The organism is Archaeoglobaceae archaeon (genome assembly GCA_038734275.1).
In the GTDB taxonomy this organism is placed as follows: Archaea; Halobacteriota; Archaeoglobi; order Archaeoglobales; family Archaeoglobaceae; genus WYZ-LMO2.
Genome location: JAVYOO010000005.1, coordinates 1 through 21721 on the forward strand (window position 1 = coordinate 1; position 21721 = coordinate 21721).

The following is a 21721-nucleotide window of genomic DNA, read 5'->3' on the forward strand; positions in this document are numbered from 1 at the left end:
GAACGGAATTTTACTCTTCGCCTCAATAAAGGGATACGAAGTTTCGATATTTCAGGGGTTACTCGGATGGGCATTCCTTCTTTTGGCAATACTCTTGCTAATTCTAAGGTTGAGGAAAAGGTGCTGAAGAAGTTTGCAAAAGGGTGAAAGTATGCAAATAAGAAGGGTATTCTTTTTCATCGGTATTTTTTTAATGCTTTACTCTCTAGCAGTTTTTGGTCTATACGGCTTATATCTCGGGAAATTCTATGAAATAGAGACTTTCATAACAATTCTTCTGAGCTTGGGATTTGCTTTAGCCTTATCTTCAAGTGACATTGTCTTCAAGAATTTGAGCCATGGGAAATTCGGAGAAGAATTCGAAATTGCACTCAGGGTGATGCTGTTCCTGATGATTTTATTAACCTTCGTGCTACAGAAGTATACTGAGGTTGTAGCATGAAGCTGGCTGGATTAAACCCAATCGAAATAATAAAATTTTCCAGTGGCGATTAGAAAATGCTAAAAGTTCAACAAGCTGAATTCAAATCGAGGGGGTGAGAGACTGATTAATAATAAAAAGCTTTTCAGAAGGCAGAAACTGATTTCAGGAATTACAATCGCCCTTTTAATTATTTCTGCAGTCTTTCTGCTAATCCACGCTATTGCTGGCTCAGAAGAAGCGTTCATAATTGGTTCTCGACTATTTATAGCCTGTGTAATCGTGGGTGTCACAGTGACCATTCTGGAAATAGTTAAAGCAAAGAATATACCGTATTTCTACAGCATCATTGGCTTTCTCTTTGGATTTGCAATCTTAATTCTGCTACCAAAGCAACTTCAGCCAGAATACGTTATGCTTGGAATAATATTTTTCTTCAACTTCATTGATATAGCAAGGAAACGGATGTGATGTGAATGAGCGAGCAATTGTTCTACCTTAAAACCTTGCTTGGTGCTCTTCTATTCGCCATAGGCTTCTCAATGAACTCCAGATTATGGAGATTTAGACTTTCGATTCTGCCTTTGAAAATACTCTGGGCAAACGAAAAGGCAGGATTTGAATTGGGAGAGGAGAAGAAAAGAGAGGTCGAAACAATTGTCAGTAAGGCAATAAAAGAAGAACTAAAGAGAGATACTTTTGACAAGAAGCAATTTCTGGCTTCGATTATGCTAATGGCGCTGGGTTTGCTCATCCTGTTCTATGAGCTCCCGTGATAGTTCTACTCTCTTGGAGGAGTTTAATGTGGTATGGCTGGAGTGACTGCATGTTTTATAATCTGCAATTTAGCCTCAATTGGTGGCTGTAGCTGGATCTGTTCAGCTATTTGGGGGACTGCTTGTGCCTATACCTGTAGCTACTACTGCACAGGCAATCCGAGTATCTGTGCTGCAACTTGTAGTGGATTCTGTTCGGGAATGTGCTCTATTCAGTGCGGAAGACTTGGACCATTGGCATACTTCTGCGAAAAATACGCCTGCGCTCCTGCATGTGCAACGGTTTGTGGACCTATACTTTCAATGGTTTGTAGGATATGAAATTAATAAACCTTCTTCTTATTGATTTTTTAGCTTGGATTCCTCTTTTCGCCGCTCTTTTTTACTTCTTTTTCTCTTTACCAGTTGAGACAAGCCTATTTTTTGCCCTTCTGATCTCAATTGTTTTCGACTTAGCCTACATTTTGAGCAAAAACCTTAGAAAAATGAGAAAAGCCCCCATAAAGAGATATGAATCAATAATTAAGTTCTTCGAGCCTTTAATCGTTGTTGGGACAACTATAATCTCTTATTACATCGGAGTGGAGCTTTTCACAGCTTTTGCAGTTGGAGGTTTCTTTCTCGTAGTTTACCAGCTCTATTACAACAATTTGCCACATCTTTTCCATTTTCCCAGCAGTTTGATGATAAGACGTATTCTTGTCTTTTTAAGCTTTTTATTGGCCTGGACTCGTTTCTGGAACTTTGATTTATTATTAAGCGCGCTTTTTAGTATCTTTGGGCTAATTCTTATAGAACTCGACAGAAAGACGGTGGTTGAGCTATATAAAATGAAACTTGTTAAAGAAAAAGATTTAGAAAATACTGCAAAAAAGGTGTCGATGATTCCCGGATTGGTTTTTGGAATGGTAGCTGGAGTGCTGCTTGCCAAAGGAATGTTTACGATAGAGAAATGGAGAGAAGTTTTGCTAGAAATGCTCAAACTCTACCCATTCTTCATATTCTTCTGGTTTTCAATTTTCCTGCCAATTCATCGACTCAGAATTCGTCACCGCAGGAGAAAATTATGAGTTCTTTTCTGATGTTACCGAGATCAAAAACAAAATTTGCAGAGAACACTTCAGTCCTGTCTCTGGAATCATTGTTCACAAGCTTGTAAAAATACCCAAATTTGCAATGCCTAAGATAGTAAGGTTTATGAGTATCTCAGCGGGAAAAAGAAATGTGAGCGGAAAGAGACGAATGGCCGCAATAGTTTTTATTTTCTTTTTTATTCTGCTCCTTCTTATCTGGGAAGCTTATGAACTTATTAGAATCCATGGAATGAGTGAAGTTAAGGCGGTAACGATCCTCAATCTTACAATCTTTCTCTTGGCTTTCTCTATACTTGGAATTTTCTTCATTCTCATGAAATTTGGATATAGCATCGCAGACATCAAACACGTGCCCAGATTCATAGCAACTGCTGCATCAATTGAAGAAAAAGAAATAGCAAATAGACAATAAAGAATATGATTTGGGGTATTATCTGCTATCTATAATTTCTGTTAGCGTATTTTTCTATTGCTTAGCAGTTTTGTCCGTAATCGCTTATGGCGAGGAGGGAGTTAAAGTTTTCCTTGGTGGGATAATAAGAGGAGTCGTTTACGCTATTCTTATATCAAATTTTTTAATTCCTGCAATTTATTTTGCTGGAAAAGGGTCCTTAAGCGATAAAAAAGACATTTGTTTTGGTGTTCATCCAAAAGGATGGATTATAGCTGGCTCAGCAGTCTTAATGTTGAATTTAACAGAGATGTCCGAATTCTATTTTATTACCGCTATTTCAGCTATTTCTATGGGCATCGTATCATATATTTATATAAAATTCAGTCAAGGTTTTTAATACTCCTCTTTTTGCTCGCGTTGACGAGCCCTTACCTTTATATCCTTAAGACAACTCTAATTTAAACTAATTTTTATACTGCGATAATAGGTGTGTTCGAAGGATTGTAGCTATCCAGAAATTTTCTCCTCACATAATTTACGAGAAATTGAGACAGTAGAAACGTTATTGAAGTCATATTGCGCAGAATGCTCTACTTGCTAATCTCAGCAACAATTGCTCCGTGGCTTGTAAAGATAGTTAGGCTCTTTTTTTTGGAACAATTTTCTTAGTCGGACTTTTACACGTTGCAATGATAGTTTGGGTTACAGGTAAAAATTGGTGGGATTAGGAAGTGATTGAAGTGATGGAGGAAAGATTTGACGAAAGTTCTTACCTGAGCCACTTCGTTGAAACTACAACCAAAATCTAAGCCTTAGGGCGAGGAAAATTTTGTTCTCCAACCCCATATCTAACGATAAAGCCGTCCTCAGCTTCTTTGTGATCAGTCACTCTTGCATTCGCCTCAATTGCAATGTCTTCGAAGTAATCAAAGAGTCCACAGCTTACGCAAAATGGTCCTGTTATCTTAACAACTGCAAAATCGTCGCCAATTTCCAGAATCTCCGCATTTGCTTCGGGTGAGCGATATTTGTTGAATTTTGCAACAGCTTCTTTGAATTGCAATTTTCGAGTGTATTGCACGTCCTTATCAAAACCGTTCTCTTCAATCCATCTCTTTATGTAGGGGCAAGAGACTTTTATACTATCGAAACCTCTTGCAAAGATAAGAGCGTTTTCAACCGCTTGAGATGCGTAGCCTTTTCCTTCCATGCCCTTCTCTACTTGGGTTGCGAGCAATTCAATCTCATTCCACTTTGCGGTGAAATCAACCCATGCAACTCTTTTCTTGTCTTCGTAGAGCACGATTGAACCTTCCAACCTGACTTCCATGATCACCTTTGCCTTTAAAAGATTAAAATCTTTCGAGTTCCGAGTTAAAATGATTCAAATACGATTAATTTATATACTTCTTCGTCATGAGTTTTCGGGGATTGGAATGAAAAAGAAAATAGTAGCTTTGGCGCTACTATTGGCTTTAGCGTCTGTTCTTAGCCTTTGTGCAGAAGAGAGCAGTTCTTGCAGAGCGGACAAGGAGAATGCGAAGTGCAGTATCGCGAGAGATGGAATTGCGACGCTTAGCAATCTAAATTTGCCTTCGAATGCGAAGCTTGTCGATGCGAAGATCTCGCCATGCGAAATAACTGGAAAGCTTTGGAGTTGCGAGGAGATTGGCTGGAAAGTCAAAAACTGCGAAATTCTTAGCGAAAACCAGCCCTTTAAAGCAAAGTGTCCGATTGAAAGCGGAGCATGGAGCGTTAAATTCAGAATTCTAAAGCCTCAGGGCTGTGCTGATCCTGTAAATCCTTCAATTAAGTGGGATTGCGAAGAGACCGTTAGGATTTATCAACAGGTTTAATTTTTTAAAATTATTTAATAAAATCTGACTCTATTGCCTTTTCCTAACCAGCATGCAGGCAATTGAGACAACAACGAGCAAGGCTAATGAAATTTCAAATCCCGGAATTGCGGGTTTTGGTGTTTCAGCAGGAGTTGCTGAAGTTATCGTTTTTGCGGGCGTTGTGACCATAGTCCTTGGAGTTAATTTAGGAGCGGGAGTAAATTCGTAGCAACCTATGTCGTAGCCCTTCCCGTAGGGTCTCGGATTGTAGTCCAAGTCGATCTCGGCTCCCACAGCACCTTTATCAATCGCTGGGCTTGTCGCTTTCAAATGGAACTCATTGCCCTCAAGGCTTATGAACTCGGGGTCCAATGCAAGGTTTTGTCCGTTTAATTTGACGATTTCCTCTCTCGTTATCGATTCGCCCGTATCCTCGAAGTAGATCTCTTCGTCTTCTCTGCTGAAATATATGCTGTTCTTACTTGAAAATTTATCCTTTTTACTGATCCATATACCCACTGGATTTTCTCCACCGTTGAAAGCGAATATCGAGTTCTCTATCTTTACAGTTAGAGAATCCTGAGTCCCAAGGGGTTCCGGTTCGGGATAGCCAGATGTGAATGCATAACCACCGCTGAAAGCATTCTTAACAACATCGCAGTGCTGTATCAGATATTCGCCATTGTAAACCAAGACAAGCCCTTCAAGTCCGTTCGAGTGAATCAGGCAATTAATCGCCTTTCCACCACTCCAGAGCTTCAGTCCTTGCATTGCATTGTTTGCAATTATGCATTCTCTAACCGTGACATTTGCATTCTTTCTTATGAAAAGCGGATTTCTCGAGCCGATGTCTATTCCGTCGCCACCGTTGTTCATCGAAGTTGTGCCCTTTATCAGAATGTTGTCCCCCACTTCGATAGCAATGCCGTCCGCACCGAAGCCAGCTTGGATTCCATTGTTGTAGAAGGAGCTGTTAACTATAATCAGATCGTAACAAGGCCCAGGGGTGCAGTCAAGTCCTCCGATTGCGTTATCATGCGACCTGACGTTTTCAATTATAACATTAAAGACCACACCAAACATTGGTTGCTCACCGCTGTAGCCTGCGGTTAAATGAATTCCAGTGTCGGAATTGTCAATCTCGACATCGCTGATCGTTATATGCGAATTGTTGCCATATAAGGCGAGAGCCCAGTGATTGTTGAAATTAGTTATGCGAAGCTGTTTTATTACAACATGAGACACGTTGGGTCTAATAACAAACCCATCCCTGTCTACACCACTTCCATCGATGACCGCATTTGCTCCAATTATGCTTATTGGAGCATCTTTTGTTCCTGAGACCTCTAAATCGACCGCTTCATTGAACCTGCCATGCAGGATTGCGGTGTCGCCAGCTGAGAGCTCGTTAAGCTTTGAAAGCGATTTCCAAGGTCTTTCTTCGCTTCCATCGTTATCATCATTCCCACTTGGCGAAATATGGTATATCTTTGCCTCCGAACAACCAGAAAAAACGATAAAAAGCAATAGGATAACATTTACAAAACTCTTCACTACCCCACCAGTTTTGTTAGCAAGTTCATAAATCCAACTTTTATCTGATTCACTATTCCAACGCCTTCAAGCCTAATATCGCCATTTTTCAGAGCATTTCCAAGCTCATCAGGGCTCTTGGAAGCTAAAAGTCTTCTGACTGTGTCTTCACTTGTGTAAGCGGTTATTGTGGGATTCGAAATTTCACCTTTAACAAAGTCTTTAATTTTCCCACCTTCAACAACAACGCCAATGGTAAGCTTTGAGCCATCTCTCTTTGCTATTACCCAGTTCATTCTCTCTCCCGAGATTTTGCTCAGATCGTAGCCTTGCAACGCATCTTCGAGCAGAAAGAAAAGCTCTTCTTCATCACCAGTAGCAAGCATCAGAATTCTGAACGCGTCGTATGAAGTTACAAAGCCATCGTTGTTCATGTCTGCGCTTTGGTTTGGCTCAATTTTTCCAACAGACATCTTTAATGCAATTAGAGCGTCAACGCTTGTTATTCTACCATCTGAATTGCAGTCTCCCTTTGCTGAAGCTAATGGAATTATTAGAATTGCAAGAACTAAAAAAATAAGTAATTTCATGCTTTCCTCCTTAGAGCAAGCATTAGGAGCGCTACAATCGCAAGCAAGGCTTCGAATCCGGGTGTTGATTTCCCAGATATTGTTACCTTTCCATTGGTTGAGTTCAGAGTAATTTCAAGGTGAGTGTTTACATCGTAAGCCTTGGCACCGACAATGGTGACATCAGAGCTTCCTTCTTTGAGTGCATTGAACGTTATAACCGCAATTTCTCCGTTTCCGTTTATTCCCTTCGAATCCGCAATTGCGATCGAGATTATACCATTTTGCTCATTTGTATTCGACGATATGAGCCCCTTGTTCAGTTCTCCTTTACCAACGGACTTAATCTTTAGCATTTCTGCGTTGTAGGCAATCACCAAGTCCATGCTTCCGAGATTTTCCGCTTTTTCAACGAATATTGGCACTCTTACGTCTTCTCCAACTTTTCCAGTAGCATCCGAAACTTTTAAGCTCATGGCTGAAACGTTGCAGATTGATAGGAGCAAAATTATAAAAACCAGTATTTTCTTCATTTTATCACCTCACCCTTGCGTAATTCGCTATCTCATGATATTTTATGCCCGGGTTATATCCGCTCATAAGTTCTGAGGCTCTCGTTGAAGAAGTCTGGGTAGATAGCTCGAGTATTTGTGCAGCATCGAGAGAAGTGACTTGCGAATCGTTGTTCATATCCGCAACCATATTAACAGGTATTCTGCCAACCGCCATCTGTAAAGCCATCAAAGCATCGACGCTCGTTATTCTGCCATCTCCATTGCAGTCTCCTCTCAATCCGCTAACAGTAGCGTTTTCGCTGTCCACTCTGAAAATAGCGTTTCCAATGCTGAAAGCTACGCTTTCACCATTCAATTTATTTCCAGAAGCGCTGAGAGTTAGAGAGCATTCTTCGTTCTCATTGCCAGTAACTTCAAAATCAATTGCCAAAATAGTTCCATTGCCGTTTATACCATTCTGGTCAACTAACGCAACTTTCACAGTTGTGCCCAAATTTGACTCAAGCAAGGAGTTCTGCGTTAGCGAGCCAACATTTGCGTTCTTTGGAACCAAAATACTCGGATTATACCTCAGCTCGATGTCCATGTTTCTCAGATCTTTTGCATTCTGTATTTTAATCTGGATCGTGATCATTGCCCCCTTGAGTGCATGAGAATTCTCGACGTAGAGATAGGGATTAGTGGTGTCAACCGCAGCGAAGGGCTCACCCCAGATCAAGCCACCGATGTTTGTCATTTGCGTTCTATTCGTGGCAACTTGTCCAAAATTGGAGCCAAATCTGCTGTAGTCTGTGGCATAATGCGAGCCATGTGCTGGGACAAGCCAGTCCAACACAAGGTGTCCATCAACATTGTCGTAATAGAGCACAAAGGTTGCATCATACATTTTGTCAGTCTGGCTGATAAAACCGCTGTGTCCGCGATAATGAACATGGAAATCCGTTTGTTCTGTAAAGCTCAACTTCGCTGTGCTGATCTGCTGTGTTCCGTAATCACCGCGGAGGCTTACAGATATGGAATTGCCAAAACCTCCAATGGAAGATCTATAGCCAAGATAACTCTTTATTGACGTCTCTTTTTTGCTTTCATCTATTGTGGAAGATTCTTGGCTGTAGTAATAGTCAAGCGTTCCGCTACCAACTGTGAAACGCCTCGAGAGTATCTTTTTTGACATTTCATAGTTTACAAGTCCACTCTCCAAGGAGGGATAAGTCAGAATGTTGCCCACAGTGTGAATCTGTGTTATCCTGTTGCTCGTATAATCCTGAGGGAATACGAGTTCTCTTGAGCTTATCGTAGGACTACTGCGTGGAATTGTTAGCACCATGTATTGCTGTTGCCCATCGATGACAGCAAGATTCTGCGGTTTCAAAATTCTGAACTCGCAAACTCTGACATCGTAGGTTGCTGCGATTACAAAGTCTCTGTATTCTGTCCTTAAACCTTCAGCAATGGTCACAGTTCTCGATTCTCCCCTATACCTTTCAATTCTGCTCATCTTATTTATCCCATTCTCTATGCTTGACTTTGCAATTCCAAACACTCCAAAGTTTGCAGAGAACTTTGCAGAGAACGCGGAATCTGCAACCGTTCTAAAGCTCAAACTTGTCTGTTCCTGTCTTCTGTTCTTGTATTCAACATAGAAGTCAGTATAGAGCGGGTCTGCAGAGTTGTAGTTAACTCCACTGTTCTTTGGAGGGGCATTGATCACTGCAATTACCTGATTTGCAATCGTTGTATCTTGGCAAGAGACTTCTTCAACTACGAGCGTATCTCCATCGACGTCGCCAACCGCAACTCCGTCTGCGGTTTCATAGTCAACATTGATCACCGCAATCTCGTTGCCATTGAAATCGTATACGTGCAATCTGTCGCTGTCCGCATCACCTTTTATGATCTCATCTTTTCCATCCATGTTAACGTCTCCAACCGCCAATTCGTCGTCGTTATCGAAATAGGCATCGAATTCGAATTTTATGCCCCCATTAGCATTGTAAACATAAATTTTATGTGTATCTGCGCCATTTCCGTATACAATTTCATCTACACCATCGCCATTAACATCTCCACATGCCATCTCGTCCTCAACATCGTATTGAATTGTATCTCTTCCCCTAACCTGGAATTTCACATCAAAATTTTTAATCTCAGAACCTCTATCACTACCGCCCCCACCTATGTATTCATAGATGTGTATCATATTGTCATCTGTGTCTGCAACAATGATCTCTGCACGTCCGTCAGAGCCAACCGCTCTGTTGCTATCAAGGACGTCGCAGACAGCAATTCTGTCTCCTCCTCAGAAACCATGCGGTATTGATATGTAAGCAGTCCACGGGCTCCATTCATTCTGCTGTGTCCCGACCTGAATTATTATGATCCTATTCCCACTGCTATCTCCAACCACGATCTCGTCTTTTCCATCTCCGTCAAAGTCACCGCATGCAAGATCGTCTTCGCTCTCAAAACCAACATCTATGGATGTTTTTTCTACCAAATTGCGGTCGTAAATATGAACTCTGTCATCACTCGCATCTCCAAATACTATTTCTCCTAATCCATCACCATTGACGTCACAGATTGCAATAGCGTCGTGATCTTCGTAACCTCTCCTTAGCTCTGCTACAATTTCGAGATCGTTGTAGTTGAGCCCATCCCGAAGATTTCTGTCATCTATGATCTTGATCTTGTTATCGCTTCTATCGCCAAGAACAATCTCTGCATTGTTCACAACCTTTATTCCGACCGCTTCCACAGCTTCAGCTAAGCAAAAAATTGCGAGGACTACAAAGATCCAGATGTAAAGTTTCATAGTCCCCACCTTCCCCCGCAACCAAAACCAAGAGCAGAATAGCTCTCGATCTTGGTTTAGCGAGTTTAATAATGTATTTGGCATTAGTATATAAAACTTTCCACAGCACAAAAAATTTAATTGATATTCAGATAATGTTTTGCCATGAAAAATTGGATCCTTTTGCTAATCGTAATTATATTTGCGTTTTGTGCACAGCCTTCGGAGCAACACAAAGTTTTTGACTATAACCACCTTAACGAGTCCATAAAGCTTCCAGAACCGACTTTAGACGGTAAAAAGTCCTTAGAAAAGACATTGGCTGAGAGAAGATCCATAAGGGAATACAGCAATGAGCCCATTACAATCAGGGAGCTTTCACAGCTTTTGTGGGCGGCGCAGGGCATCACAGATCCTCGTGGCTTTAGAACCGCACCTTCAGCGGGAGCGCTTTACCCGCTCGAAGTTTTCGTAGTCATAGGCGGAGTTGAAGGCGTTAAGGAAGGAGTTTACAGATATGTTCCGCAAAATCATTCGATCGTAAGAGTTTTGGACGGAGACAAAAGAGAGGAGCTTGCGAAAATTGCAGTTGGACAGCAATGCGTGAAAAATGCTGCAATTGACATCGTAATAACCGCAATTTACGAGAGAACAACTGCAAAGTATGGCGAGAGGGGCGTGCGCTATGTGCACTTCGAAGTTGGGCATGTTGCTCAAAACATCCTTCTGCAGGCGACCGCTCTGGATTTAGGGGCTGTGCCCGTGGGAGCTTTTAGCGATGAAGAGCTTAAAAAGCTTTTGAATCTCTCTGAAGAGCAACCGCTTTACATCATCGCCATTGGAAGAATGTAGCATACAAAATTTTTTATCCTTTGAATAGTCATTCTATGGATTGCTTTATTTTTCTTGAGGCAAGCCTTGAAATTGTGCCAGCAGAGATCAGAAACCACTCCGCAGTGGTCTCAGATGCTCGAAGGAGAAGAAAAAAGGTCTCTGAAATTTTGCTCGATGACTCAAAGCATCATTCAGCCATGGAGAGACTGAAGTTCAGGGAAAAAAGAGGAAGACCTGACATCGTGCATCAATGCTTACTTTTACTGCTCGACTCGCCGATGAGGAAAAATTTTGAAGTCTATGTTCACACAATTGGCGGAATGATCATAAAAGTTGCTGTGGAGACGAGATTGCCAAGGAATTACAACAGATTTGTCGGTTTAATGGAAAATCTGTTTAGGGATAAAGCTATAAGGGGCAATGGGAAAAATTTGCTCGAAATAGTTGATTTAAAGCTGTCTGATCTTGTTAAGGGAAAAAATGTGGTGCTTTTAAGCGAAAAAGGGGATAAGTTCAGCCCTGAGATTTTTAAGGGTGAGACTGCGATCTGCATAGGAGCCTTTGCCCACGGAGAATTCTTTGAGAGCACTCTCAGAGAGCTTGGAAACTTCAAAGCTGTTAGCTTGGGCAGAGAGAGCTACTCAAGCCTTTATGTTACGAGCAAAATTCTCTCGGAGTATGAGAGAGTTCGAACTGCTTAAGATCGTTGAAGAGCTTTTTGGCAAAGAAGCCTTAGATGTGCCTGCTGGTAAGCACGATTCAGCTTTCCTCCGCTTTGGCAAGGAGTTTCTTGTGTTTACATGCGATACTGTCAACGAGCTAAGTGATTTTCCAAAGTTCATGGAGCCTGAGGAATTCGGAAAGATGGCGGTCGCTGTGGCACTTTCAGATCTCGCGGGAAGTGGAGCTAAGCCGATGGTTTTTCTGAACTCGATTTCTATGAAAAAAGCTGACGAGGAACTCTTTAGAAGCATTATGAGGGGCATTAAGGATTGGGCAGAACGCTTTGACGTTCGAGTCGCTGGAGGAGACATCGATTTCTCTCCTATTCTGACCATTTCGGGTTTTGCTGTTGGATCTGCTAAGAGAATCATAACAAGAGCAAATGCAAAAGTGGGGGACAGGCTTTTTATCACCGCTCCTCTCGGCAAGGCTCAGCTCAGTCTTGAAATGCTCGAAAAGGGGTTTGAAAGGCAAGATCTGCCATATGCTGATAGGCTTTACACACCTGAGCCAAGGATAAAAGAGGGTTTGAGAATTGCTGAATTTGCTAATTCTCTGACGGACATAAGCGACAGCCTTGCAATTTCTGCTAATCTGCTATCGCAGGCAAGCAATGTTAGAGTTGTGATCGAGCCTGAAAAGCTTGATCTGTCTCATTTAACTGAATACGTTGACAAGGAGAAGGCTCTTGAGCTCTTTATTTACGGTGGCGGTGATTACGAGCTTCTGTTCACCGCTGAGGACAGCCATTTAGGGATTGAAATAGGTAGAATTGAGGAAGGAAGCGGGGTTTTTATTGGAAGAAAGCCAGTGGAGTTTCGGGGTTATACACATTTCTAACTCTGAGGTATTAGAAGCATTATTTTTAAAGCCAAGGTATATCTAAGTTGTGCTCTCGAAACTTGTGCTAAGGAACATAATTTACAGTAGCTCTTCGATGATTGTAGCTAATTTAACTGGGCTCATTACCATAATATTCCTTGCAAGAGCTTTAAAACCAGAACTCTTTGGATTATACTCCCTTTCGCTTTCAACAGTTGCAGTTATCTCAATATTTTCTGATCTCGGAATAAAAAGTGCTGCGACAAGATACATAGCGGATGCAATGAAATCTCAGGATTATAAACTTGCGGGCGGATACACTCATTTTCTTTTAAACTTGAAAATTTTTCTGACGATTATAGTGGCAGTTATACTGTTATTGCTATCTGAAGATCTCGCTTCAGCTTTTGATAAGCCTATTTCAACTCCTTTGAGATTGTTAAGTCTCTATCTTGTGTTCACTTCGATCTCCTCGCTTCTAATCGGAATGGCAAATGCTATGGACGATTTTAAGGCAGACTTTCTTAATTACTCAGTTTCAGGTATTTCGAAGCTTATTTTAACGATTGTGCTCATATTTCTGGGATATTCTCTATTCGGAGCGGTTCTTGCAGTTGTTGTTTCAGCATTAATCACATTCTTGGTTTTATTTTACTACATTCTAAAAAAATATATTTTTCTTTTTAAAAATAAAATAAAAGTTGACGTAAGCAGAGTTCTCAGGTTTATAGCGTTTACAGCTCTACTATCAATTCCAACGGTAATCTTTGCAAACGTGGATATTGTTATGATAGGCTATTTTCTGAAAGCAGAGGACGTTGCATATTATAGAGCGGGTTTTAGCATAGTTACGGCTATAATAAGCCTGATATCTATTCCAGCGGTCTTGCTACCTGTATTTGTGAAGCTTGAGGGTGAAGATCTAACCAGAGCATTTTTGAGAGCATTTAAATATTCTTCTGCTCTCTGCCTTCCATGTGCTTTTGGGCTCATGCTAATATCCAAAAACTTGCTAATACTTGCTTATGGAGAGAAATATCTTTCTGGGCTTTATGCAATGCAAATTCTCTGCATTCTGCTGATCTCACCAGTTTTTGCAATCTATGGTAGCATTTTCAGTGGTAAAGAGAGACCAGAACTTTACTTCTATCCTCTGATTCTCTCAATGGTTCTTAACGTAATTCTGAACTATCTTTTGATACCGTTAATCGGGATAGTAGGTGCGGGTGTTGCTACAGTAATCTCGCATGCGGTATCTTGGACAATATCTGCTTATATAGGAGTTAGGGAGTTTGGAATACGTCCGAGATTTGAATACATAGCGAAGCCATTAGCCAGTGCGATTTTGATGTTCATAATAGCAAGGAACTTTGATTCTATGGTTTTTATATTCCCCATTTCAATCTTGACATACTCTGTAACGCTTCTCGCTTTAAAAGGAATTACGAGGGAGGACATCGATTTTATAAGAAAAATAGGAGGTATTTAGCCTCCTCTCTTCTTCATCTCCTCCTCTCTTAAAGCCCTTCTCAGAATCTTGCCGACGAGCGTCTTCGGCAACTCCTCGCGGAACTCGATCAGCTTTGGCACCTTGTAGGGAGCAAGCTTATCCCTGCAGAAGTTTACAATGTCCTCTTCTTTCACTTTGCCCTTATACTCAGGCTTCAGCTGTATGAAAGCCTTTACAGTTTCCCCACGATAAGGATCTGGCACACCAATCACTGCTGCTTCGAGCACAGCGGGATGCTCATAGAGAACTTCTTCAACTTCTCTCGGATATATGTTATAGCCTCCCGCAATTATCAGGTCCTTCTTTCTATCGACAATGTAGAAGTATCCGTCTTCATCCATCTTTGCCATGTCTCCCGTGAGCAACCAGCCGTTGATGATCGTTCTCTTAGTCTCGTCCTCTTTCTTCCAGTAGCCCTTCATAACCTGTGGTCCGTAAATTGCAAGTTCTCCTACTTGCCCGGGAGGCAAGATGTTGCCATCGTCGTCAACAACTACAGCGATCGTGTCAGGATACGGCACTCCTATGCTACCTGGCTTAATCATTCCGTATAGAGGATTGCAGTGCGTAACTGGTGAAGCTTCGCTTAAGCCATAGCCTTCTGCAATCCTAACTCCAGTCATTTTTTCCCATTTTTCTTTGACTTCTAATGGCAAAGGAGCTGCACCGCTCGTGCAAACTCTCAAAGAGCTGAGATCGAACTTTTGCTTCTCAAGAACTTCCATCATGCCAACGAACATCGTAGGAACTGCTGTGAAAGTCGTAATCTTGAAGTCTTGAATCAACTGCAAAGCCTGTTCGTAGTTTCTTGGATCTGGCACTGGAATAACCATACCCCCAACTATTATCCCTGCGTTCAGCATGGTCATACCATAGACATGGAAGACTGGCAGAAGCCCTATTCCAGCGTCGCTTGGAGAAGCCTTCGGATCCCATTCACGGACTTGGTATGCATTTACAACGAGGTTGTAGTGGGTCAGCATAACCCCTTTAGGAAAGCCAGTAGTGCCACCCGTGTATTGGAACATTCCAACGTCTTCTTTTGGGTTAACTTGAGCGTATTTTTCAGCTTTCTCTGCTTTCATCACTTCTCCGTAGCTTATGAGTTCGCTTCTCTTTTCGGGGACTTCTATTGGTGATGTACCGGGTATGAAGTCTGGAATTCCGCATAGAATGACTTTTTTGAATAATCCCGCATTTACCAGTGGCTCAACGTTCCCATAGATGAGATCAAGACAGAACATGACTTCCGCCTCGCTGTTCTTGGCGATGAACTCTATCTCCCTTGTGGTGTAAAGCGGATTGCACTGCACAACAGTGCCGCCAGCTTTCATTATACCATTTGCTATGGGGGTGTAATGCGGAGTGTTTGGCAGGGAAACAATGGCTTTGTCACCTTTTTCGAAGCCGATCGATTTCAAAAAACCAAAAACCTTGTCAGAAGCTTCCTTTATCTGCTTGTATGTTATGTAGTTTCCAAAAAAGTATACTGCATTCCTATCTGGGATTCTCTTCGCAGTAGCCTCTAACAGTTCGTATGCGGGAATGTTTGGATACTCTATGTGCCCTCTAACGCCTTTGTCGTAAAACTTCAGCCAGACCTTTTTTATCTCGTTTGGATCAACACGTCGGATATTTTCTCCCTCAACTCCGAGAACCATAATAATAATTTTTACTGATAGTTAAAAGGATTGCGGTCAAAATTTTATAAAAAATAAATTATTTAGAAATTACAAAACCTTTTGATACAAGCCTGTAGAACAGGCTCCCCTTAGCGAGCAGAATAATTGCAAGCACAATTGCAGTGATAATCGCGGTTGCAAGGCACATGTTCGCTACGTAAGTGCCAGCGAGCGTAGAAATTCCAGCCAAGATCAAAGCAAGCGCAACGCCAATGAGATAGACTATTATGCCTTTCAAAGCCTGACTTGAAGCTTGTTTATCACTGAGCCCCGCAAGTTTGTTGCCAGTTCTAAGCCAGATGTAGCCACCGATCAGCAGTGGCAGAAGTGTCGGGATTGCCATTGCGTATAGCGTCATCGCTACATTGCTTTTTGCGAAGTCAAGCATCATAGTCTTTCCGGGTGCCCATAGCTCACCAGTTACTGTAGGATCCCAGCTAAATCTCTGCCATGCCAAGCAGTCCCAGCCATTTGTAAGAACGAAGAAGAAAGCTAAATAGCCTATAAACCACTGCACATGAGCAAGGTATTCTCTTCCAGCCATTATCAGCTTATAAGCCACCCAGAAGCCGATCATTGCAATTAGGAAGTCAAGGAATATGAAAGTCACCACCACTGGCGTTGGGATATCCGTCAAACTCGAGTAGACATGCATGCTTTCCCAGTGCGGAAAGCTCCATGTTAGCCAAATTGCTTCGGGCACAAAGATCAGGGAAAGGTATATCAAAAGCACGCTGAAATACTTTGATTCAAGCATCGATTTGCTGTTTTTCAACTGTTTCGCCGCAGCGGTTGCAAACATTGCCCCAATACCATATACCCAAAAAACATCCACTTGGAGCATGGTTTTTCATTAATAAAATTATTTATAAACTTTATGCTAACATGTGCTCAAATCTTCGGAAATTTTTTATCCTTGCAATGAGCCTTTTTTTATGCGAATTGCTTGGAGTGCAAGTAGAGGAGAATTCAGCATAGGTGATTATTACTACTTCTCAAAGCTGGTTAGAATTGCGGAAAAAGAAGGGCTCGAAATGGATGAGCTGAAGAATTTTGGAGAGCTGAAAGATTACGACTTAATAATTTTTAATTATCCTGAAATAAAATTCAGCTCTGCAGATATCGTTAGAATAAAGAAATGGGCGAACCTCGGGAAAAAGATAGTGCTTGCGGGTTACTTTTCTAACGTTGATAAAGTTTCGCAGAATATAAATCGAGTGTCAAGGCATTTTGGAATCACGATAAACTACGATGTAATTCGCGATCCAGAGAGAAACGCTGGCGATGAGATGTTCCCAATAGCCAATTGCGGGGATCTTGAAGTCGTTATGCCGTGCTCCGCTTCGGTTAGCGGTGGAAAAGAATTCGTGATTGGCAAGGGTGTTTTTGGGGCGGTTAGCAATAAAGTTCTTGTGCTCGGCACCTGCGTTTTCTGGGACAACTATGCAATTGGTTTGGCACAGAACAAGGATTTCGCCTTGAAAATTCTGAGGGGCGAATTTTAATGAGAGCCTTTCTTGTTATCGGCAACGAAGCATTCACGGAGCCCTTCAATCTGAGCGATCTTCCCGGAGCGGGAAGAATTGATATTCTCTGCAGATGCGTTTCTCAGGCTTTGTTTCTTTCGCATTCTATAAGGAAAGGTGTTGAGGTCTATTTGATGCTCCTCGGTGAGCCAGATCCACCAAAGGTTATAAGGATTAGGAGCGACGAACTGCGAAGGATGGCTCCAGACGAGAGAAACATAGCGGGACACATAAGGAAAGCTGTCGGTTATAAGCTAACAAAAGACTGGATTGAGACGAATTCTGGAATTCATGCATCCAAGAAGACTTTGAAGGAATTGCTAACCGAGTTGTCAACCTCATGGGAGATCTACTATCTACGTGAAGATGGCAAGGATTTGCGTGAGCAAGTTTCGAAGATCAAAAATCCGCTGTTCATCATTGGAGACCACATCGGCGTTAAAAGGGCTGAGGAGGACATCATTCTGGAGTTTACAAAAGAGATTATCAGCGTTTCAAGGCTATCCCTTATGGCGGAGCAATGTGTCGCTATTGTGAACTACGAACTTGACAGAGCAGGTATTATATAAATTTATATATTATTACGAATTAATTATCTATAAATAAATAGCTGGCAACTAAAATCATGAGATCTCTCGTTATACTAATGTTGGTTGTAGTAGCGTTATTGGCATTCTTGGTGATCCAGTCCTATCAAAAAAATGCTTCGATTAGCCAAGTTGCAAGCTTCTCTTCGCCAGAAGAGTTTAGAGAATACATAAGCAAAGCCAGTGCTTACAGTTATCCTGCATTATTTGGCAGAGCAATTTCGGTTGTCGCAACTCCCGCCCCTGTTCCTGCAGTAGATGTTGGAATAGCTGAAAAATCGGAAGTTGAAAGAGTCTCGCAGACGAACGTTCAGGTTCTTGGCATTGACGAGCCCGACATCGTTAAAACCGACGGTAAGAACATCTACATCTCAAGTTATCGGCGAATACCATATTTTGCTCCAAAGATCATGCCTCCATATCCTTATGAGCCGAAGACCGCAGTTGTGAAGGCTTTTCCGCCGAAAGAGCTTGAAAAGATCAGGGAGCTGAATATAAGCGGAGAAATGCTGATTTATCAAAACATACTGATATTTTTGAGTGGAAACGATTTGAGAGCTTTCAGCACCGATGATTGCAAGGAGAAATACAAGGTTGAGCTTAACGGTTCAATCGTTACCGCAAGGCTTTACGAGGGGAAGATTTACCTAATTCTGTCCCAATTCTCAGACACCTGCCCAATTGTGCCTTTAAGCGTGAACGGAATTGGACATGTGGTTGATTGCGTTAAAATCTACCACCCGATAAAGCCTTTGCCAGTAGAGAGCATTTACACAGTTGTAAAGCTTGATGCGGTCAGTGGAGAAGTTGAAGACAGCATATCCTTCGTTGGGAACTACAACTCGGTTGTTTACATGTCCAAGAATGCGATTTACGTTGCCTACTACTCTCCAGCAAGCTATGCTGAGGTTATGCTGAAATTCGTCTCCGAGAACATGGACTTGTTCCCCAACTGGTTCAGAGAAAAGCTTCAAAAGCTTGTGAGCTACGATTTGAGCGATCAGGCGAAGCAGGTTGAGATCTGGGATCTTATAAGAAGGTTAACGCTTACGATGAAGCCTGAAGACAGACTTGTTTTTGAAAACGAATTCAACAACAGATACAACAAATTCACGGAAAAGTATGCAAGAGAAATAGAGAAGACAGCGATCTGGAAGATCTCTCTGGAAATGAAGATCGTTGCAAATGGAGAAGTCTCGGGGAGGCTTTTAAATCAGTTCTCAATGGACGAATACAATGAAAACCTAAGAGTTGCGGTAACCGTTGGCAATTCAAACGATCTCTATGTCTTGGATCAGAATCTGAAGCCAATTGGTTCTCTTAAGGGCTTTGGGGAGACTGAAAGGATTTATGCGGTTCGTTTTATCGCTGACAGAGGCTACATCGTGACCTTCCGACAAATAGACCCATTCTTCGTTGTCGATCTCACGGATCCAGCGAAGCCGAGGATGGCTGGAGAGCTAAAGATCCCTGGCTACTCTTCTTATTTGCACCCATTGAAAGAACACCTGATTCTGGGCGTTGGAATGGAAGATGGCAATGTTAAGCTTTCGCTATTCGATGTAAGCGATCCCAATAATCCGATTGAATTGGACAAGTATCTGCTTAAGGAATACTGGAGCGAAGTCATCAGCAACCACAGGGCATTCCTTGCGGACGAGAAGCATGGGATCTTCTTCATCCCCGCAAGTTCAGGCTATGTTTTCTCATACAAGGACGGCTTAAAGCTAATAAAAGCCACTGAAACTGGATTCAGGGCGGTGTTCATAAACGACTATCTTTACATCATAGGCAACAAGATCGTGGTTTTCGATGAGAACAGCTGGGAAAAGGTTGCGGAACTTGAGCTTTAATTTTTAAAATTTTTATATCCTTCTTTGACTTAATTTTATGCTTGGTGAAATCTTTGCAATAATCTCTGCGATCTTCTGGGGAGTTGCACCAATTCTCGACAGATACGCTCTCTCCACAGGGGTGCCAATGTATTTGGCTTTGGCAATCAGAGCTTCTGGAGCGCTATTTGCAATGCTCATCATCGCCATTTTGCTAAGAGAAACGAACTTAACGATAAGACTTGATGTACTTGCATCTCTGCTTATCGCTGGAGCCATCGGAGGGGCTATTGCGATGATATTCTACTACAGAGCCCTCGAAATGATCGGAGCAAGCAGAACTGTGCCGATAACAGCGATTTATCCGATGTTCACAGCATTGTTCTCTTTTATTTTCCTTTCAGAATCAATAACCCCAAAGACCCTTGCGGGCATAGTCTTTATAGTCATTGGGGTTATACTTGTGAGTGAGATGTAGTATGGATCTCGAAGGCTATGCAAGAAAACTCCTGCAGTTTCAGAGCGAAGAAGAAGTAGAGAAGAAGCTAATCGAAAGAATCTGCGAGATCAAGAGCTGGAACGAGGAAAAGGCAAAGAGATGGGCTAAAGCTGTAATTGTGGAAGTCAAGAATGCTTACTCCAAAACATCCCCGATACTCGAATACTATAAGAGCGGTGTAACGATGGGAGCCTTTGGTGTTGGCTCTCGAGGGAGAGGGGATTTTTACGTTCACTCAAAAATTGGGGAGATAAGCAATGTTCGATCCGTGCTCTCTCCAAGGGATTTGGACGATGCGGGAGTTGTTGAAAGCAAAGGGCTATTCGTAGCGGTAGCGGTTGATGGAATACATTCACGACTAAGCGAATTTCCATTTATTGCGGGCTTTCATGTGACAAGGGCGGCAATGAGAGATGTTTATGTTAAGGGCGCTGAGCCAATAGCGGTTTTTTCAGACATCCACATCGCTGACGACGGCGACGTTAGTAAGATCTTCGATCATCTCGCTGGAATCGCTACGGTTTGTGAGGCAACGAGAGTTCCACTTGTGAGCGGTAGCACTCTGCGCATTGGCGGAGACATGGTGATCGGGGAGCGAATGACTGGCTGTGTTGGTTGTGTCGGCATTGCGGAGCACATAACTCCAAGAAAGAACGCAAAAGAGGGTGACGTGATTCTGCTGACAGAAGGGGCGGGTGGAGGAACGATTGCGACAACTGCGATCTACTATGGGATGCATGAGGTTGTTGAAGAAACCATAAATCTCGATTTTATCAAAGCAGTCAGAGCCATTTTTTCTGCAAAGCTATTGCCAGAAATTCATTCGATGAGCGATGTGACGAATGGTGGAATTCGTGGCGATGCGGAGGAGATCTCAAAGGTTTCAGGGAAAGCATTGTTTTTTGATTACGAAAAACTTCGGAATTGCGTTAACCCAAGGGTGCTCAAAATGCTTGAAGAACTCCAAATCGACTTTATGGGCGTCTCTACGGACTCTCTTATGGTCATCTGCCCTGAAAAAACTGCTGTTAATGTGAAGAAAGCTGTTAAATCAGTAGGTGTTAAAATTGAGGAAGTTGGTTGGGTTGAGAAGGGAGAAGGTGCTTTTTTAGTCGAAAATGGGCAAAGAAAACCGATAAAGCCAAGGTTCCGTGAGTCTGCATACACTCCGCTTAAGAAAGTCGTTGGCGAAGAAACACCAGCGGATTTTGAAGAAATGCGAATTAAGATAGACATAGCTTTTGAGAAAGCGATGGAGAAGAAGAAGAAAGTCCTCGAAAGGTTAAGAATCTGAGCGAATACTCTGGTTTATTTTATCTTCTATCTCGACCAAAATTCGCAGTAATGTGAAGTAAAGCTCGAGCAGTTTTTCTTTGTTCCACTCTGCGTATTTCAGGATAGTCTTGTCTATCTCGTTCTGAATTTTGCCTATTCGATATATCACGAAGAGCATATCGTCGGAAGTTTTTTCAAAGCCAAATTCGATGCCCTTGCTTCTCTCATAAAGCCAGATGCGTTTAATAACTTCACTCAGGGTGTCATAGTCTATCTGAAGGAAATCCTTTCTGGTGGCAAAAAGCTCCTCGATCTCGTATTTGTTTGGCAGAACAACATCCTTCAAAATTCCTGAAGCCTCAACAAGACGCGTGAAGAAGATATAGAAGATAGGATTGAAGATGTGCCCACTCTTCTTTAAATTTTTAGCTTTCTCTATAAATTTCTCATCAAAAATATTTCTTATATCGCGTTCAAAGTCTTCCATGATTTTAAATCGA

At 42.0% G+C, this 21721-nt stretch carries 26 protein-coding genes; 17 read left to right on the top strand and 9 right to left on the bottom strand.

Annotation, left to right across the window (positions count from 1 at the left end; genetic code table 11):
* The first annotated feature begins 151 nt into the window (after nucleotides 1–151).
* From QXI54_06120 to QXI54_06150, 7 genes are all read left to right on the top strand, one after another.
* Nucleotides 152–442 carry a hypothetical protein gene (locus QXI54_06120; GenBank protein ID MEM0302726.1) on the top strand — a complete coding sequence of 97 codons (291 nt, stop codon included), beginning with the start codon at nucleotides 152–154 and terminating at the stop codon, nucleotides 440–442.
* A 273-nt stretch (nucleotides 443–715) separates the two neighbouring features.
* Complete coding sequence (locus tag QXI54_06125) at nucleotides 716–892, top strand: hypothetical protein (protein MEM0302727.1); 177 nt, start codon at nucleotides 716–718, stop codon at nucleotides 890–892.
* A gap of 5 nt (nucleotides 893–897) precedes the next feature.
* On the top strand, nucleotides 898–1197 hold the full coding sequence (locus tag QXI54_06130; protein ID MEM0302728.1) for a hypothetical protein: 300 nt from the start codon (nucleotides 898–900) through the stop codon (nucleotides 1195–1197).
* Between the two features lie 33 nt (nucleotides 1198–1230).
* Nucleotides 1231–1518: a hypothetical protein gene (locus QXI54_06135; protein ID MEM0302729.1), complete on the top strand. Its 288-nt coding sequence runs from the start codon at nucleotides 1231–1233 to the stop codon at nucleotides 1516–1518.
* Nucleotides 1515–2267, top strand: a complete 753-nt coding sequence (locus QXI54_06140; protein ID MEM0302730.1) for a hypothetical protein — start codon at nucleotides 1515–1517, stop codon at nucleotides 2265–2267. Before QXI54_06135 ends, QXI54_06140 begins: the two co-directional genes overlap by 4 nt.
* 106 nt (nucleotides 2268–2373) lie before the next feature.
* The gene (locus QXI54_06145) at nucleotides 2374–2703 is read left to right on the top strand and encodes a hypothetical protein (protein ID MEM0302731.1); all 330 of its coding nucleotides are present in this window, start codon (nucleotides 2374–2376) and stop codon (nucleotides 2701–2703) included.
* A gap of 70 nt (nucleotides 2704–2773) precedes the next feature.
* Nucleotides 2774–3082, top strand: coding sequence for a hypothetical protein (locus QXI54_06150; protein ID MEM0302732.1), 309 nt, complete (start codon nucleotides 2774–2776; stop codon nucleotides 3080–3082).
* A 408-nt stretch (nucleotides 3083–3490) separates the two neighbouring features.
* Here QXI54_06150 and QXI54_06155 read toward each other — a convergent pair whose 3' ends face one another.
* Entirely contained in the window at nucleotides 3491–4015 is a 525-nt protein-coding gene (locus tag QXI54_06155; protein MEM0302733.1) for an N-acetyltransferase, read from the bottom strand.
* A 106-nt stretch (nucleotides 4016–4121) separates the two neighbouring features.
* Between QXI54_06155 and QXI54_06160 the strand changes: the two genes are divergently transcribed.
* Complete coding sequence (locus QXI54_06160; protein ID MEM0302734.1) at nucleotides 4122–4541, top strand: hypothetical protein; 420 nt, start codon at nucleotides 4122–4124, stop codon at nucleotides 4539–4541.
* 30 nt (nucleotides 4542–4571) lie between these two features.
* Here the strand turns inward: QXI54_06160 and QXI54_06165 are convergent, their stop codons facing one another.
* The 5 genes from QXI54_06165 to QXI54_06185 form a co-directional block, all read right to left on the bottom strand.
* The gene (locus QXI54_06165) at nucleotides 4572–6077 is read right to left on the bottom strand and encodes a right-handed parallel beta-helix repeat-containing protein (protein MEM0302735.1); all 1506 of its coding nucleotides are present in this window, start codon (nucleotides 6075–6077) and stop codon (nucleotides 4572–4574) included.
* Nucleotides 6077–6646, bottom strand: coding sequence for a dockerin type I repeat-containing protein (locus QXI54_06170; GenBank protein MEM0302736.1), 570 nt, complete (start codon nucleotides 6644–6646; stop codon nucleotides 6077–6079). Before QXI54_06170 ends, QXI54_06165 begins: the two co-directional genes overlap by 1 nt.
* A complete protein-coding gene (locus tag QXI54_06175) occupies nucleotides 6643–7158 on the bottom strand; it encodes a cohesin domain-containing protein (protein MEM0302737.1) in 516 nt (171 codons plus the stop codon). The genes QXI54_06170 and QXI54_06175 overlap by 4 nt, the downstream gene beginning before the upstream one ends.
* Nucleotides 7159–7162: 4 nt before the next feature.
* A complete protein-coding gene (locus QXI54_06180) occupies nucleotides 7163–9340 on the bottom strand; it encodes a dockerin type I domain-containing protein (GenBank protein MEM0302738.1) in 2178 nt (725 codons plus the stop codon).
* Nucleotides 9341–9439: 99 nt separating this feature from the next.
* Complete coding sequence (locus tag QXI54_06185; protein ID MEM0302739.1) at nucleotides 9440–9952, bottom strand: VCBS repeat-containing protein; 513 nt, start codon at nucleotides 9950–9952, stop codon at nucleotides 9440–9442.
* A 144-nt stretch (nucleotides 9953–10096) separates the two neighbouring features.
* Here QXI54_06185 and QXI54_06190 point away from each other — a divergent pair, with 144 nt between their 5' ends.
* From QXI54_06190 to QXI54_06205, 4 genes are read left to right on the top strand one after another with little or no spacing between them, the layout of a single operon-like run.
* Nucleotides 10097–10783, top strand: coding sequence for a SagB/ThcOx family dehydrogenase (locus QXI54_06190; protein MEM0302740.1), 687 nt, complete (start codon nucleotides 10097–10099; stop codon nucleotides 10781–10783).
* Between the two features lie 35 nt (nucleotides 10784–10818).
* Nucleotides 10819–11466, top strand: a complete 648-nt coding sequence (locus tag QXI54_06195; protein ID MEM0302741.1) for a 16S rRNA methyltransferase — start codon at nucleotides 10819–10821, stop codon at nucleotides 11464–11466.
* Nucleotides 11444–12328 carry a thiamine-phosphate kinase gene (gene thiL, locus QXI54_06200; GenBank protein MEM0302742.1) on the top strand — a complete coding sequence of 295 codons (885 nt, stop codon included), beginning with the start codon at nucleotides 11444–11446 and terminating at the stop codon, nucleotides 12326–12328. Before QXI54_06195 ends, thiL begins: the two co-directional genes overlap by 23 nt.
* Nucleotides 12329–12377: 49 nt before the next feature.
* On the top strand, nucleotides 12378–13799 hold the full coding sequence (locus QXI54_06205; protein ID MEM0302743.1) for a flippase: 1422 nt from the start codon (nucleotides 12378–12380) through the stop codon (nucleotides 13797–13799).
* On the opposite strand, the gene QXI54_06210 is transcribed toward QXI54_06205, so the two are convergent.
* Entirely contained in the window at nucleotides 13796–15481 is a 1686-nt protein-coding gene (locus QXI54_06210; protein ID MEM0302744.1) for a long-chain fatty acid--CoA ligase, read from the bottom strand. The two genes, QXI54_06205 and QXI54_06210, sit on opposite strands and share 4 nt — an antisense overlap.
* Before the next feature lie 58 nt (nucleotides 15482–15539).
* Nucleotides 15540–16346, bottom strand: coding sequence for a hypothetical protein (locus tag QXI54_06215; protein ID MEM0302745.1), 807 nt, complete (start codon nucleotides 16344–16346; stop codon nucleotides 15540–15542).
* A gap of 91 nt (nucleotides 16347–16437) precedes the next feature.
* Between QXI54_06215 and QXI54_06220 the strand changes: the two genes are divergently transcribed.
* From QXI54_06220 to QXI54_06240, 5 genes are read left to right on the top strand one after another with little or no spacing between them, the layout of a single operon-like run.
* Nucleotides 16438–17007, top strand: a complete 570-nt coding sequence (locus tag QXI54_06220) for a hypothetical protein (GenBank protein MEM0302746.1) — start codon at nucleotides 16438–16440, stop codon at nucleotides 17005–17007.
* The gene (gene trmY / locus QXI54_06225; protein MEM0302747.1) at nucleotides 17007–17597 is read left to right on the top strand and encodes a tRNA (pseudouridine(54)-N(1))-methyltransferase TrmY; all 591 of its coding nucleotides are present in this window, start codon (nucleotides 17007–17009) and stop codon (nucleotides 17595–17597) included. The genes QXI54_06220 and trmY overlap by 1 nt, the downstream gene beginning before the upstream one ends.
* Nucleotides 17598–17653: 56 nt before the next feature.
* Nucleotides 17654–19468, top strand: coding sequence for a beta-propeller domain-containing protein (locus QXI54_06230; GenBank protein ID MEM0302748.1), 1815 nt, complete (start codon nucleotides 17654–17656; stop codon nucleotides 19466–19468).
* 37 nt (nucleotides 19469–19505) lie between these two features.
* Nucleotides 19506–19925 (top strand): GRP family sugar transporter, encoded by a 420-nt coding sequence (locus QXI54_06235; GenBank protein MEM0302749.1) that lies wholly within the window; start codon nucleotides 19506–19508, stop codon nucleotides 19923–19925.
* A gap of 1 nt (nucleotide 19926) precedes the next feature.
* Nucleotides 19927–21240, top strand: coding sequence for an AIR synthase-related protein (locus QXI54_06240; protein ID MEM0302750.1), 1314 nt, complete (start codon nucleotides 19927–19929; stop codon nucleotides 21238–21240).
* Here QXI54_06240 and QXI54_06245 read toward each other — a convergent pair.
* A complete protein-coding gene (locus QXI54_06245; GenBank protein ID MEM0302751.1) occupies nucleotides 21229–21708 on the bottom strand; it encodes a hypothetical protein in 480 nt (159 codons plus the stop codon). The two genes, QXI54_06240 and QXI54_06245, sit on opposite strands and share 12 nt — an antisense overlap.
* Nucleotides 21709–21721 lie beyond the last annotated feature (13 nt).